At 63.0% G+C, this 13,076-nt stretch carries 10 protein-coding genes and 1 tRNA gene; 7 read left to right on the forward strand and 4 right to left on the reverse strand.

Annotated features, from left to right (window positions below):
* The first annotated feature begins 14 nt into the window (after window positions 1–14).
* Window positions 15–1,718, forward strand: coding sequence for a DUF885 family protein (locus tag ACNKU3_RS06320; RefSeq protein WP_418258569.1), 1,704 nt, complete (start codon window positions 15–17; stop codon window positions 1,716–1,718).
* 197 nt (window positions 1,719–1,915) lie between these two features.
* Here the strand turns inward: ACNKU3_RS06320 and ACNKU3_RS06325 are convergent.
* Window positions 1,916–2,003, reverse strand: a tRNA-Leu gene (locus tag ACNKU3_RS06325).
* A 128-nt stretch (window positions 2,004–2,131) separates the two neighbouring features.
* Between ACNKU3_RS06325 and ACNKU3_RS06330 the strand changes: the two genes are divergently transcribed.
* Both ACNKU3_RS06330 and ACNKU3_RS06335 read left to right on the forward strand, forming a co-directional pair.
* Complete coding sequence (locus tag ACNKU3_RS06330) at window positions 2,132–5,092, forward strand: AsmA-like C-terminal region-containing protein (RefSeq protein ID WP_418258570.1); 2,961 nt, start codon at window positions 2,132–2,134, stop codon at window positions 5,090–5,092.
* A gap of 85 nt (window positions 5,093–5,177) precedes the next feature.
* Window positions 5,178–6,530: a sodium-dependent transporter gene (locus ACNKU3_RS06335; RefSeq protein WP_418258571.1), complete on the forward strand. Its 1,353-nt coding sequence runs from the start codon at window positions 5,178–5,180 to the stop codon at window positions 6,528–6,530.
* On the opposite strand, the gene ACNKU3_RS06340 is transcribed toward ACNKU3_RS06335, so the two are convergent.
* Entirely contained in the window at window positions 6,527–6,985 is a 459-nt protein-coding gene (locus ACNKU3_RS06340) for an LEA type 2 family protein (RefSeq protein ID WP_418258572.1), read from the reverse strand. The genes ACNKU3_RS06335 and ACNKU3_RS06340 overlap by 4 nt on opposite strands.
* Window positions 6,986–7,141: 156 nt before the next feature.
* Between ACNKU3_RS06340 and ACNKU3_RS06345 the strand changes: the two genes are divergently transcribed.
* Window positions 7,142–8,107, forward strand: coding sequence for a YbgA family protein (locus ACNKU3_RS06345; RefSeq protein ID WP_418258573.1), 966 nt, complete (start codon window positions 7,142–7,144; stop codon window positions 8,105–8,107).
* Here ACNKU3_RS06345 and ACNKU3_RS06350 read toward each other — a convergent pair.
* Window positions 8,104–8,997, reverse strand: a complete 894-nt coding sequence (locus ACNKU3_RS06350; RefSeq protein WP_418258574.1) for a TIGR01777 family oxidoreductase — start codon at window positions 8,995–8,997, stop codon at window positions 8,104–8,106. The two genes, ACNKU3_RS06345 and ACNKU3_RS06350, sit on opposite strands and share 4 nt — an antisense overlap.
* A gap of 91 nt (window positions 8,998–9,088) precedes the next feature.
* Here ACNKU3_RS06350 and ACNKU3_RS06355 point away from each other — a divergent pair, with 91 nt between their 5' ends.
* On the forward strand, window positions 9,089–9,910 hold the full coding sequence (locus tag ACNKU3_RS06355; RefSeq protein ID WP_418258575.1) for an NAD-dependent protein deacetylase: 822 nt from the start codon (window positions 9,089–9,091) through the stop codon (window positions 9,908–9,910).
* A 23-nt stretch (window positions 9,911–9,933) separates the two neighbouring features.
* Here ACNKU3_RS06355 and ACNKU3_RS06360 read toward each other — a convergent pair whose 3' ends face one another.
* Window positions 9,934–10,809 carry an MBL fold metallo-hydrolase gene (locus tag ACNKU3_RS06360; RefSeq protein ID WP_418258576.1) on the reverse strand — a complete coding sequence of 292 codons (876 nt, stop codon included), beginning with the start codon at window positions 10,807–10,809 and terminating at the stop codon, window positions 9,934–9,936.
* A gap of 183 nt (window positions 10,810–10,992) precedes the next feature.
* Between ACNKU3_RS06360 and ACNKU3_RS06365 the strand changes: the two genes are divergently transcribed.
* Together ACNKU3_RS06365 and ACNKU3_RS06370 are read left to right on the forward strand one after the other, a co-directional pair.
* On the forward strand, window positions 10,993–12,384 hold the full coding sequence (locus ACNKU3_RS06365) for an MFS transporter (RefSeq protein ID WP_418258577.1): 1,392 nt from the start codon (window positions 10,993–10,995) through the stop codon (window positions 12,382–12,384).
* A gap of 67 nt (window positions 12,385–12,451) precedes the next feature.
* On the forward strand, window positions 12,452–13,069 hold the full coding sequence (locus ACNKU3_RS06370; protein ID WP_418258578.1) for a nuclear transport factor 2 family protein: 618 nt from the start codon (window positions 12,452–12,454) through the stop codon (window positions 13,067–13,069).
* The last annotated feature ends 7 nt before the right edge of the window (window positions 13,070–13,076 follow it).

The raw sequence follows: 13,076 nt of genomic DNA on the forward strand, positions 1-13,076 counted from the left end.
AAGGAGGAAGCCCGATGCCATCGGAGCACTATCGCGAAATCACAGACAAGCTGCTGCAACTGGTCGGCGAATCGGTGGACCTGAGCGTCAGCGTGGGGCTTCCGGATCACCTTCATCGCCTCGGCGATCCCTCGCTGGAGGCCAGGGACCGGGAACTCGAGAAAGTCAGGCAACTTATCGCGTCCATCGATACCTCGCAGGGAGAGGGATTCTACGAACGCCTGGACCTGGAACTCACCAGGCTCTATCTCGAACAATGGCTGTTTGCCGATACCCTGCAGCTCAACGGCCAACCGCTACGCCGCCAGAAACCCGCCGGTGTAGACGGCGTGAGCGAAGGCATTTTCCAGCTGTTCGTGAACGACGAACGGGCACCTGCGGCCCGTCTCGACGACATCCTCTCGCGGCTGCGCATGGTGCCGGAGTACCTGGAGCGGGAACTGGCGGTGCTGACCACGCCAGTGCGCCGCTGGCGCGATATCGAGCTGAACCAGGCCGGTGAGATACCCGAACTCTTCGAGACGGTCCTGAACTGGGCCCGGGAGAGCGGGTTTACGCGTATCGACGAACTGGAGGACGCCACGCAATCGGCGGTTGCCGCCCTGCAGGATTACAGCCAGCGATTGGCACAACTTCCCACCACCGACGCCTTCAGTATCGGCCGCGAGCAGATGGAAGACCTGCTGGCGATCAAGCGCCTCGGCAAGACGCCTGAGCAATTGCGCCAGATGGCGGCGGACTATATGGGCGGCCTGCAATCATCCCTGCAGGAGTTGCGGGAGCGCCTCGTAGCTAAATATGCACTGGATCCGGCCACCAGCCTGGAGCAGCTCCACGAGTTCCTCAACCAGCGCTTTGCGGTGCAGATCGAGGACGGCCAGCTGGCATCTGTTCTCGACCACTACATGCTCGAAAAGGAAAAGATTTTCCGCTGGAATCAGGAGCGGAATCTTTTTCCCGTCCCCGAGGCCCAGGACATGGTCATCATGCAGACCCCGGGCTTCCTCGAACCGGTGATTCCCGCCGGCGCCATGTGGCCGCCACTCGCCCTGCGCGAAGGCGTACGCAAGAGCATGGTACACCTGACCCTCAAAGCGGACGAACTGGCGGAACACACCCACCTGGGCATTCCCATGATGATGGTGCACGAGGGCATTCCCGGTCACCACCTGCAGTTCGCCTGCGCCTCCCTGCAGGACAGCGTAATCCGCCGGCTGTTCAGCGCCAATGACCACGCCGAGGGCTGGACCACCATGCTGGAGGACTACATGCTGGATAACGGCTACGTTGATGATGCAATCATCGACGAAGTGCGCTTTGTCACCAAGCGGGACATCGCCCGCCTGGTCGCGCGGGTCGGCATCGATCTCTACTTCATGAGCGGCGACAGCCACTTCCTCGATGTCGGCCTCGACCTCGAGTTCACCTCGCAGGCCCCGTTTGAAAATGCGGCGAAACTGCTCAAGGCGGCGACCGGCTTCACCGACGGCCGGGTGCAGTCAGAACTCAACTGGTACTCGAAAGAACACGGCTACCCGCTCAGCTACCTCACCGGCAACCGGCTGGTCTGGGAACTGAAGAATGACATTATCGAAGCCAATCGCCGCGAACTGGAGGCTGCTGATCTCGACCGCGAGTTTCACCGCGTTTACCTGCAGTCAGGCTGCATGCCGGTAACGGTTTTGCGCGAGGTCTACCGGCACGAAGGGCTGCTGTAATTTGGCTCAACCACCAAAACCGGAAGCCCGGGTTTTGCCGGGACACTGACCAGCAGACCAGAATCTGGCGGACCGGCACCGGCCGGGTTGGCGCTTTAATGAAAGGTGTTTTTGTCGTGGTGCCCGGAGCCGGAATCGATGGTCCGACACTTCGGCCGGCGCGGCGTGCCGGTTCGATCACCTGTGGATTTTTCGTGTGGTGCCCGGAGCCGGAATCGAACCGGCACGCCGTATAAGGGCGGGAGATTTTAAGTCTCCTGTGTCTACCAATTTCACCATCCGGGCGCATTCGGGGAAGGAGGAATCCACCCCGTGGAAGGCGGCGGCATGATAACACAACGCAGCCGCCTTACGGCAATGCATACCCCTCCCCGTGCTACACTGCTGTGAAACAATGGGGTCGAAGGCCTGCAATGCGTAAACTGCTGTTTGCCGTAGTGATTCTGGCAGTTATCCTGCTTGCGCCATTACTGGCGATGCGCTCGGAAACAACACTCCTGGTGCTCAGCGACTGGGCCGTGGATTCCTTCACCGACCTGCGCCTGGTGCTGCGCGACCCCGTCCTGCGCCCCCTCGAGGGGAAGGTTTCCGCCAGCGAGATACACCTCTACCCCAAGGCTGACGACGGCCCACCTTTTCTCAGTGTGCTCGGCTTTTCCGGCAATATTACTGCGATGGATATCTACCGCGGCGACCTCGACCATACCTCGCTGCAGGCTTCGGAGGTGATTGTCTATGTTTCGAACCGGGACCAGACCAGCGACCCTGAGCCAAGGGACTGGCTGGGCTACGCCGGCTGGCTGCCGGAAAACCTGCATATAGGCAAGGTTCACCTGGTCAGTGCGTCCGAAAAGACCTATGTGTTTCCCCTGCGGGATGTCAGCGGCCGGCGGACGGATCACGATCACTATCGACTGACCACTACGGCCCAGTACGATGGTGAACCGCTGACGCTCGAGATCGGTATCGCCGCCCTGCGCAGCGGGCGCGATTTCAAGGGACTGGGGATCGATGCCCACATCGTCGCCGGCGACAGCAACTCCGTGGTCAACCTCCGGGGGGATCTGCGCGGCACCGCCGCCGACCTGACCTACAACCTGCAACTGGACGGCAAGTACACCGAACTGGCGTATTTCACCCGGGGATTCTCGGCAACCGCCATGCTGGAAGGGTCACTTGATGTACATGCCACGATGAAGGGCGACAGCAAGGGATTTCTCCTCTCCGATGCCACCTTCGAACTGGACAATGCCCCGGAATACCGCCTCGACGCCCGCGGAGAACTGCAGTACCAGTTCGGCGGCGAGAACCAGTTGCAACTGTCCGCCACTGGCGAGATGGAATCGATGGCGCTGTTGCTGAATTGGCTGAAATTTGACCTCACCCCCCTCGGCCGCGCCCGCGGTTCCGCACAAGTCAGCGGCAGCCTGCAGGACACCAGGGTCGAGACATTCACTCTCGAAAGCCAGGCGGATAGCGGATTGCTGGTGAAGGTCACCGGCAATTTCGACCCCCTCGATGCGGACGCGCAACAGAACGAAATTTCCCTGCAAACCTCGGCTCCGGCCCTCGCTGCCCTGCAACAGTGGACTGGGAAATTGCCCTTTGAACCGGGCCCCTTCAAAGCCTCCGCCAAACTGCGAGCCGACCAGAAGCCCTATCGCCTGAACGACCTGGCGATTGAAATCGGGACTGCGGATTCGGCGCTACTGCACCTGACGGGAAGCGTGGGTGCGCTCGGCGCGGACGGCAAGCAAGGGCTCGCCGCCCTCGAAGACCTGAAACTCAAGCTGGCGTTGAGCGCCCCCGACAGCGAACAGCTCAGGCCTTACCTCGGCGCATGGGTCCCCGCGGGCTTCAAGGTGGATGGCAACGCCGCGGTTGCGGGGAACGGCGAGCGTCTGCAGATCCAGGGCGGCACCATTCACGCGACGGGCCCGGGCCTTGCCCTGTCCATGCGCCCTTCCGCGGGCACCTTCAAACCCGCGGCGGATTTCCCCCTGGACGGTCTCGCGGCGGCCATTGCGATGCAGGTCGCGGATACCGCCAGTATCGGGAATATCACCGGCAAGCACGTTCCCCACCTCGGACAACTCGCGGGTACGGCGCAACTCCAGCAGTCAGGAAAACGCTTTTCCCTCGAGGATATCGACCTCAGCCTCGGCGGCGCGGGTCTGGACGCGACAGGCACTGGCCGCATCCCCGATCTGGCCATGCCCGCGGCAGCGGACCTGGCGCTGAGCGTGAAACTCGACAACCCGGAGGCCCTGTTCAAAAGCACCGGGTTACGGCTGGCCCCGGGCGGCGGTACGTTCACCCTGAATACCGGCCCGCGGGACACGCAGTTCAAGGGCGATTTCACCCTTGGCAAATCCAGCTTCAGCGGCAGCGGCGCCCTGGCCTACCGGGACGGGGCCATGCAGCAGCTGCAGGTGGCCGTCGACAGCCCCATGTTGTACCTGCGCGACCTCGGCCTGCAGGCGGAAATCAAGGAGCAGGAAGCCTACAAACCGGCGGACAAGCTCAACCAGCTGGAGTTTGGCAACCGCCTGGAAAAACTGCTGCGAAAAGTGCCGGACCACGACACGGATATCCGTATCAACCTCGGCGGGGTCGAAGGTGAGAATACCCGTATCCAGGCCTTCCAGCTGCACATGACGGGGGCGGAAAAACGCTACACGCTGCGCCAGTTTTCCGTCACTTATGACAACTCCCAGGCCGAAGTGCGCGGCATCATCGACCTCAACGCGAACCCGCCCTTCGCCAGTCTCGCGGTGGAGGCACTGTCCCTGCCGCTGCAGACCCTCACCCGCGACCTCGGCATCGATTACCCGGTCAAGGGCTACGCCAATTTGCGCGGCGGCCTCACCGCGCAGGGCACCACCAGCAGCCAGTTGCTGGGCCGGCTCGATGGCAGCCTGGCTGTCGCACTGGAGGACGCGGAGATAGCTGGCGCCGCCTACGACGTGCTGGCCACCGACCTGCTCGCCTGGTTTTACTCCGGCGCGGCGCTGGAGAAATCCACCCACATCGACTGCACAATGGCGGAGTTCAAACTGAACCAGGGGGTCGCCGATGCCGACGACCTGTATATCGAGACCAGCCGGATGGTGGCCACCGGCAAGGCCAAAATCAACCTTGGCCGCGAGCAGTTGAACGTCACCATTACGCCGCGCTCGAAGTCCCGGGATATTCAGGTTCCGTCCGAGATTCATATCAGGGGGCCATTCAAGGACCCCTCGATCACCGTATCCCCCATGGCCGCCGCCTTTGACGCCACCGCGGAACTCATCACCCTGGTACCGCGGATGGCGCGCAAACTGTTTGGCATGGAAAAACATGAGGGCGAAAAGCGCCCCTGCATCGCCGGATAAAGCGCCGCGGGAGTGCATGCAACGGGGCTGAAGGCCAATTCGCCGTGATACACTGGGTGCGAATAACAGGGTTTCGGGGAACGTGATGGCAGCTTCTCGTGGGGAATTTTCCTCCCGCTTCGGCTTCGTGATGGCGGCGGCCGGCTCCGCAGTCGGGCTCGGCAATATCTGGGGCTTCCCGACACAGGCCGCAAGCAATGGCGGCGCCGCATTTCTGCTGGTCTACCTGGTGCTGGCCTTTACCCTCGCCTACCCCGCGCTGATGGCCGAGCTGATCATCGGCAGGCATGCCCATGCCAACGCCACGCGCGCCCTGCGCAGCCTTTCCAGCAGGCCGCTGGTGAGCCGGTTCGGGGCCTTCACCGGTATTTTCGGGCTGGTGGTGGCCAGCCTGATCCTCAGTTTCTACGCGATTGTCGCCGGCTGGATGATCGCGTTCGGCCTGGGCTCACTAGCCCAGTTGCTGGGGATCGAGTCCGTCGCCAGCTGGAGCACCGGGTTCAGCCTGCCCCGCAACCTCCTGTTCATGCTGCTGTTCATGGCACTTACCATCGGCATTATCTCCGAGGGCGTTCACCGCGGCATCGAGCGCTGGTCGGAAAGGCTGATGCCCGCCCTGCTCATCACCCTGTTGCTGTTGATGGCTTATGTGCTGACCCTGGACGGCGCCATGCAGGGTCTCAGGGTCTACCTGTTGCCGGACTTTCACCGCGCCTTGTCCCCGGACCTGATCATCGCCGCGCTCGGCGCCGCTTTTTTCTCGCTTTCCCTGGGGGTCGGCACCATGCTGATCTACGGTTCCTACCTGCCGGACCGCGAAAACCTGCCGCTGGTCGGCGGCATGGTGACCCTGGTGGATATCTTTATCGCCGTGTGCGCGGGCTTCCTGATCCTGCCCGCCATGTACGTGGCGATGCACAACGGGGTGGAGATCTTCTCACCCAGTGGCAGCCTGCTGTCCGAGGACACGCTGATCTTCACGGTATTGCCGGAACTGTTCGCCACCATGGGCGTACCCGGGGCGCTGGTCAGCATTGTGTTTTTCTTCCTGATGAGTATTGCCGCGCTCACCTCCTCGATCTCCATGCTGGAAGCGCCGGTGGCCTACGCGATAGAAGAGCACGGGATCGAGCGGCGCAAGGCTGCGTGGTTTATCGGCGGTATCATTGCGCTGGTCAGCGCCGGCATCCTGCTGGATTTCGGTACGCTCTTCGGTCTGGTGGTAAGCCTGACAACCCGCTACAGCCAGCCCCTGCTGGGCATCATCCTGTGCATTTACGCCGGTTGGGTCATGCAGCGCAACGCCCTGCTGCAGGAACTGAAACAGGGCAACCCGCGCGCCGAGCACGGGCTGTTCTGGAAAATCTGGCCCTGGTATGTGCGGGTGGTCTGCCCGGCGATCATCCTGGCGATCTTTACCCGCTCGATCCTCGGCTAGCGCAGTTTCAGGGTACCCGACTCCGCCACCCGCTGGGTCGGGATGAAGCCGCGGAAATCGATCTTGGCGCTGAAGCTGTAATCCAGGCTATCAGTAGCCTCCATTCCGAGATCCGCGAGCAGGCGCAATAACTGGAACAGCTCCAGTCCCGCCTGCATGGTCACCGTCTCCTCGCTGTAGCCCTCGATACGCGGCACCTCGTTACTGACCCCGCTGATCAGCTTGCGCTCGCGCACACTGACTGTGTAGGCGATTCCCGCGATATCCAGGGCTTCCTTGTTCGGGTTGGCGATGCGCAACACGATTTCAAAGCGCGGCGCGCCGCCTTCGGAGGGCAGAGCGCGGAAGTTCTCCAGCGACACGATGGGGGGATCGCGCTCCGCGGTCAGGCTGGTGCATCCCGCCAGCAGGACTATCAACAGGAGCGGCAGGAAGAGGAAGCGTCGGCAATACATGGGCAGGGTCCCCGGGGTTGTCGAAATGGTCGTTGGCAACAGGATTCTAGCCGCTGGACCCTCCGCTGTAACCCGGCGTGAACCTGTAGCGGCGATCTTGCGTATCAAGGGGGAGTTTCACTTGCCTCATGCCAGCCCCGGGAGTAATTTGGATTCATGTCGACAACCAGTTCCAGTGAGCGCCCCGTTATCGGCATCGGCGCCTGTCTCGCCGGTAACCCGGTGCGCTACAACGGCCAGACCAAGTCCGCCAACGCGCATGTCCGCGCGCTCGCCGACCACTTTGAACTGCGGCCATTCTGCCCGGAAATGTCGGCCGGGCTGGGCGTGCCGCGCCCCCCCATTCACCTGGTTGGAGAGACGGACGCCATCCGCGTCCTCGACGTCGATACCCACGCACACGACTACACCGACGCCCTGCGCGATTGCGCGCGCCGCTTCCTCGACGCCAACACCGGCGTCTGCGGCTATATCCTGGTCAAGGGCAGCCCCAGCTGCGGTTTCGACCGGGTCAAGCGTTTCAACGCCGCCGGCAACCTGGTGGCGCGCGATGCACAGGGCATGTACGCCAGTACCCTGGCTGAACTGGATCCGCTGCTGCCACTGGAAGATGACGAACGGCTCAACGATCCCGGCCTGCGCGAGAGCTTCGTTACCCGCGCCCTCACCTACCACGACTGGCAGCAGCTGTGCGCACAGGGCCTGAACGCGGGGCGGCTGGTGGCGTTCTACAGCCGCTATAAATACCTGGTCATGGCACACGACGTCCCGGCCTATCGCCACCTCGGCCAGATGCTGGCGGATGCGGGCAAGCACGATCCCCAGGTCCTCGGTGCGACCTTCATCCGCGAACTGATGCAGGCGCTCAGGCGCCGCGCCACCCGCCGCAGCCACAGCAATGTGCTGTTCCACATCGCCGGCTATCTCAAGCGACGTGTCCAGGGTGAGGAACGCCAGCGGCTTGCCGGGCTGATCGAGCAGTACCGGCGCGGCGAGGTGCCCCTGGTGGTGCCGGTCACGATGCTGAAACACCATTTTGCCAATCACCCGGATGCCTACATCGACAACCAGGTTTTTCTCTATCCCTACCCGGATGAACTGGGGCTGCGCAATTCGCTCTAGGCGGGTTGGTATATGGCCTGCAGGGCGCTTGCGACTGTCGGGTAGCGGAACTCGAAGCCCGCTGCCTGCAGGCGGGCCGGGATCACCCGCTGACCCGTGAGCAGCAATTCGTCGGCCATCTCGCCGAGCAGCAGTCGCGCTGCCGAGGCGGGCACCGGCGCGCTGAACAACAGGCGATAATGCGCGGACAGGGCCTCGGCGAAGGCCCGCGCCGTCACCGGCTGGGGTGCCGTGAGATTGAACGGCCCGGTCAACACCGACTGGTTGAGCAGGAAAATGATTGCCGCTACAACGTCGTCGCGGTGCACCCAGCTCAGCCACTGCTCGCCGGAACCAATCCAGCTGCCGACGCCGAATTGAAAGGAACGGGACATCTCGCGCAGAGCCCCACCGCCCCGCGCGAGCACCACGCCGAGGCGCATCCTGCAGGTCCTCACGCCCAGCGCTTCCGCCTCCAGGGCGGCGGCTTCCCAGTCGGCACACAGTGACTGCGCAAAACCGTGAACCACCGGGGAATCCTCGTCCAGCAGGGTGTCCGGGTGGTGACCGTAATAGCCGACGGCGCTGCCGCTGATAAACACACCGGGTGGAGTTTCCAGCCGGGCTATCAGCCGGACAAGGTCTTCAGTCGTCTCGATGCGGCTGGCGTAAATCTCCCGCTTGTAAGCCGCACTCCAGCGCCGCCCCGCGAGCGAGGCGCCGGCGAGGTTGATGATGGCCCCAACCGCGGTGGTGCCCTCGATTTCGCCCAACCCCCCGATATGGGTCACACCCGGCGTATCCTCCCGGCGTTGCCGGGTCAGCAGCACCAGTTCATGGCCGTGCGCGCGCAGCGCAGGTACCAGCGCCTGGCCGATGAAACCGGTAGCACCTGTCAGTAATATCCGCATTCCGGCATACCTTGCTAACCCTGCCATCACTATAGGCCGGTATGGCGCCGGCAACCAAACCAGCGGCGCTCTTGCAGCGTATACTCAGGCGATGGCAAAGACAGTTGATGAAATTGGGCAATTGCGGGAATTCCTGCGGCGACACCCGCGACTGGTAGTACTTACCGGCGCCGGCATCAGTGCCGCCTCTGGTATTCCCACCTACCGCGATGACAGCGGCACATGGCGCTACCGCACGCCGATACAACACCAGGATTTCCTGCGCGACAAGGCCACCCGCCAGCGCTACTGGGCGCGGTCCATGGCCGGCTGGCCCACCCTGCGGGACGCGCTTCCCAACGCGGCGCACCACGCCATCGCCAGGCTCGAGTCACGGGGCAACATTGAAACGGTCATCACCCAGAATGTCGACCGCTTGCACCAGCGTGCCGGCAGCCGGCGGGTGATCGACCTGCACGGGCGGGTCGACCGGGTACGCTGCATGCATTGCGGTGCGCTCAGTGAGCGGGAAGCACTGCAATCCTGGCTGGAGCAGCACAACTCTCTCGACATCGCGGGTACCCGGGCGCGGCCGGACGGGGACAGCGACATCGCGGCTACCGACCTGGCACAGTTTGTCGTTCCCGACTGCGACCATTGCGGCGGCGACCTGACGCCGGACGTGGTGTTCTACGGCGGCAACGTACCGCGGGCGCGGGTGGACTCCTGCCGACTGGCCATAGAACGCGCGGACGCCCTGCTGGTCGTGGGGAGTTCGCTGCAGGTGTACTCCGGCTACCGTTTCTGCAGGCTGGCTGCCACTGCCGGGAAGCCCCTTGCCATCATCAATACCGGCGTCACCCGGGCAGACCAACAGGCGACGCTCAGGCTGTTTGAACCCGCCGCCAGCCTGTTACATGGCGCGCTGGTTTAAGTCCACCTGCCCGGATCGGGCTGTCAGCAGACCATCGCGTGGTAGTGTGTCCGGCCCCCGGCATGTGACAGGGTGCCGCCGAAGGGGTCGGGAAAATGCGCGGGAATCAGCAGGGCATTCTTCTCCAGGCAGGTAGCGATCAATCGCCGCCGGGTCACCAGGGTATCGGCAAAACACTCACAGGTTCCCGCGTCGATCTCGGGAAAGCGGATTTCCAGCGGGTGATGGAAGGCGTCGCCGACAAAGTAGGCTTCGCGTTCGCCGGTCACCATACGCAGCAGTGAATGGCCCGCGGTATGGCCGTGGGCGGGTTCGACAAACAGGCTGTCGCTGATACGGAAGCTGTCTGGCACCAACTGTACCAGACCGGCGTCGCATACCGGTCGCACACTGTTTTCGAAGGTGCCTGCGTTGGCCCGCACGGGAACATGGTCCGGGTGCCCTGGATCCCAGCGCTCATATTCCCTGCGAGCCATGATATAGCGGGCGTTGGGGAAGGTCGGCACGTAACGGCCGGCGCGTAACTGCGTGTTCCAGCCGCAGTGGTCCATATGCAGGTGAGTGCAAAACACGAAATCGACCTCTTCCGGCCGGAAACCCGTCGCGGCGAACCGTTCAAGGTAAGGGGTATCCAGCATGTGTGCAGGCGGAAAGTCCGGAAAATGGCGTCCGTTCCCCGTGCAGGGATCGACCACCACCAGTTTGCCGTCCACAGTCACTACCCAGCTGCGAATCACGTTCTCCCATTCGCCCTGCGTATCCAGGTACCGGGGCTCCAGCCAGTCGCGTTCAGAGTGCAGTTGCTGGTCACTGAGCCCGAACATCGAAAATGGCATCCTGATCGTGGTTTCCTCGACTTCAAGAATTTCCACCTGCCCGAGTTGCAGCGTATTCAACATGACCTTGGCTCCGCTGTGCTTATTGTGTAATAGCCCGCCAGGACGTTATCGCAATTGACTTTAACAGCACTACCTGCCTTTATAAAACCTTACTTTCTTTATTATTGATCCCTGCGCCGGTACAGTTCCCCGGCACGACTCATAACAACGCTAACGCGATCGCCGCAGGAAAAAGGAACAGGAATGACCACAACGGCCTCTCAGTACGCGCCCGCCGGCAGTGGAAATCCCCCCTCCCGCGAGCGCCAGGGACTGCTCGCCTTCCTGGCGGTTGCCAGTGCCGCCTGCCTGAACGCGGTCAATGGCACGCTGATCGTTACCGCCTTCCCAACCCTGGCCGCGTCCTTTGACCTGCCCTACGCCCACATCTCCGCACTGGTCATGTATTTCCTGGCCGCGACCGCAGCGTCCCAGCCCATCGCCGGGGCGCTGGGCGATTTGCTGGGCCGCAAAAACGTGTTCCTCGCGGGTATTGTCGGCTTCTGTGTGGTGAGCACCGCGGCGGGCTTTTCCTCCAGCTACGGTGAACTGATCTTCTGGCGCGTCGGCCAGGCCATATTTACCGGTACCATCACCGCCAACGCGGCGACCCTCATCTATCGCATCGCCCCGGAGGCGAAAATTGCCACCTACCTGGGATTCCTCAGTTCCGCGATCCTCGGTACCAGCGCCCTCGCCTTTCCCCTCGGCGGCCTGTTGATTCACAATTTCGAGTGGCACCTGCTGTTCTGGTGCAGCGTTCCCGTCGGTGTGGTGTCGCTGGTACTGGTACTGTTGTTTGTACCGCCGGATCGCACGCGTTCGCGGGAATTCTCCGCACTCAGCCTGATGGGCCTGCCCTTCATACCGTTCGCCGCGAGCCTGCAGTGCCTTATCGAGGGACGACCGGTGACGCTGCCGGTTGTCGCGTTCGTGGTCACGACACTGGTAACGGGACTGGCCATCCTGCGCTCCCCGGGTTCCATGCAGCAATTCAGCCGCATCAACAACGCCACATTCAACCTGGGCAGCCTGGTCGCCCTGTTTGCCGCAGGTATTACCTTCGGCCTGATGTTCATGCTGCCGGTCTGGGCGCCGGCGACACTCGGCATGAACACCGCGGAACTCGGCACCTACCTCGCCTTCTATACATTCTCGATGATGCTGGCCAGCCCCCTCAGCGGCCGGCATATCGACCTGCACGGCGACACCCGGTCGCGCCTGGTGGCGCAGTTGTTCATCGTCATCGGTATGTCCCTGCTCCTGCTGCCGCTGGTGCGCAGCACCTTCGTCGCCGCAATGCTGCTGGTGGGCGCCAGTTCGGCGATCTGCCAGATAATCGCACAGCGGGCCACACTGCTCGCCGCGCCACAGGAGGTACAGGCGCTGGCCATGGGTATCTTCAATACCTACCGCTCAGTCGGCTGTATCCTCGGCAACGCGATTCCCGCGATTATCTATACCCTGGTGCCACACAGCGCCGACGCCGGCGATCATACGGTCATCTGGTGGCTGACCGGGACCTACGCCCTGCCGCTGTGTTTCATCCTCCTGTGGATGGGCCGCCATGCCGCGCGCCAGCAGGTACGGGTATAGCCCCGGCGGAGGCAATCGGCTACAGTCTGCCGCTGGTTTTCCTGCAGTCGACCCATAGGATGTGTCCATGCGCCACCGATTTTTCCCGGCAACCCTGCTGCTTTTAGCCGCCCTGTTCGCCAACGCGGCAAAGGCCGATGCTACCGCGGCGGTCAACCAGGTGCTCGACCGATTCCACGCCGCCGCCGCCATGGCGGACCGGGCAGGCTATTTCAGCCTGATGACCGAGGACATGGTGTTCCTCGGGACCGACGGCAGCGAGCGCTGGGCGGGGCAGGACTGGCGCGATTTTGTTACCGAGAATTTCGACCGCGGGCGCGGCTGGACCTACACGGCGCAGACCCGCAACGTGACCGTATCCGCAGACGGCAAAACCGCCTGGTTTGACGAGAGCCTGGAACATGCCGAGTTGGGACCCTGTCGCGGTTCCGGTGTACTGGTACTGGGAAACAGTGGCTGGCAGCTCGCCCAGTACAACCTCAGCGTACCCATTCCCAATGCGATGGTGGATGCCGTCGCGGAAGCCATTCGCAATGACGCTAGCAGCTTCGCCCCGCCGCCCGCGACAGGCGACGCCACCGCTGGCGACAGTGCGCCCGCGGCGAGCGACGAACCGGAGGCGCCGGAGTCCGCGGAAAAACGCTGCCCTATCCGCCACAAGACCGTGCGGGCAGCCCAGTGCTAGCGCGAAC

It is taken from the genome of Haliea sp. E17, from assembly GCF_048323675.1.
GTDB lineage: Bacteria > Pseudomonadota > Gammaproteobacteria > Pseudomonadales > Halieaceae > Mangrovimicrobium.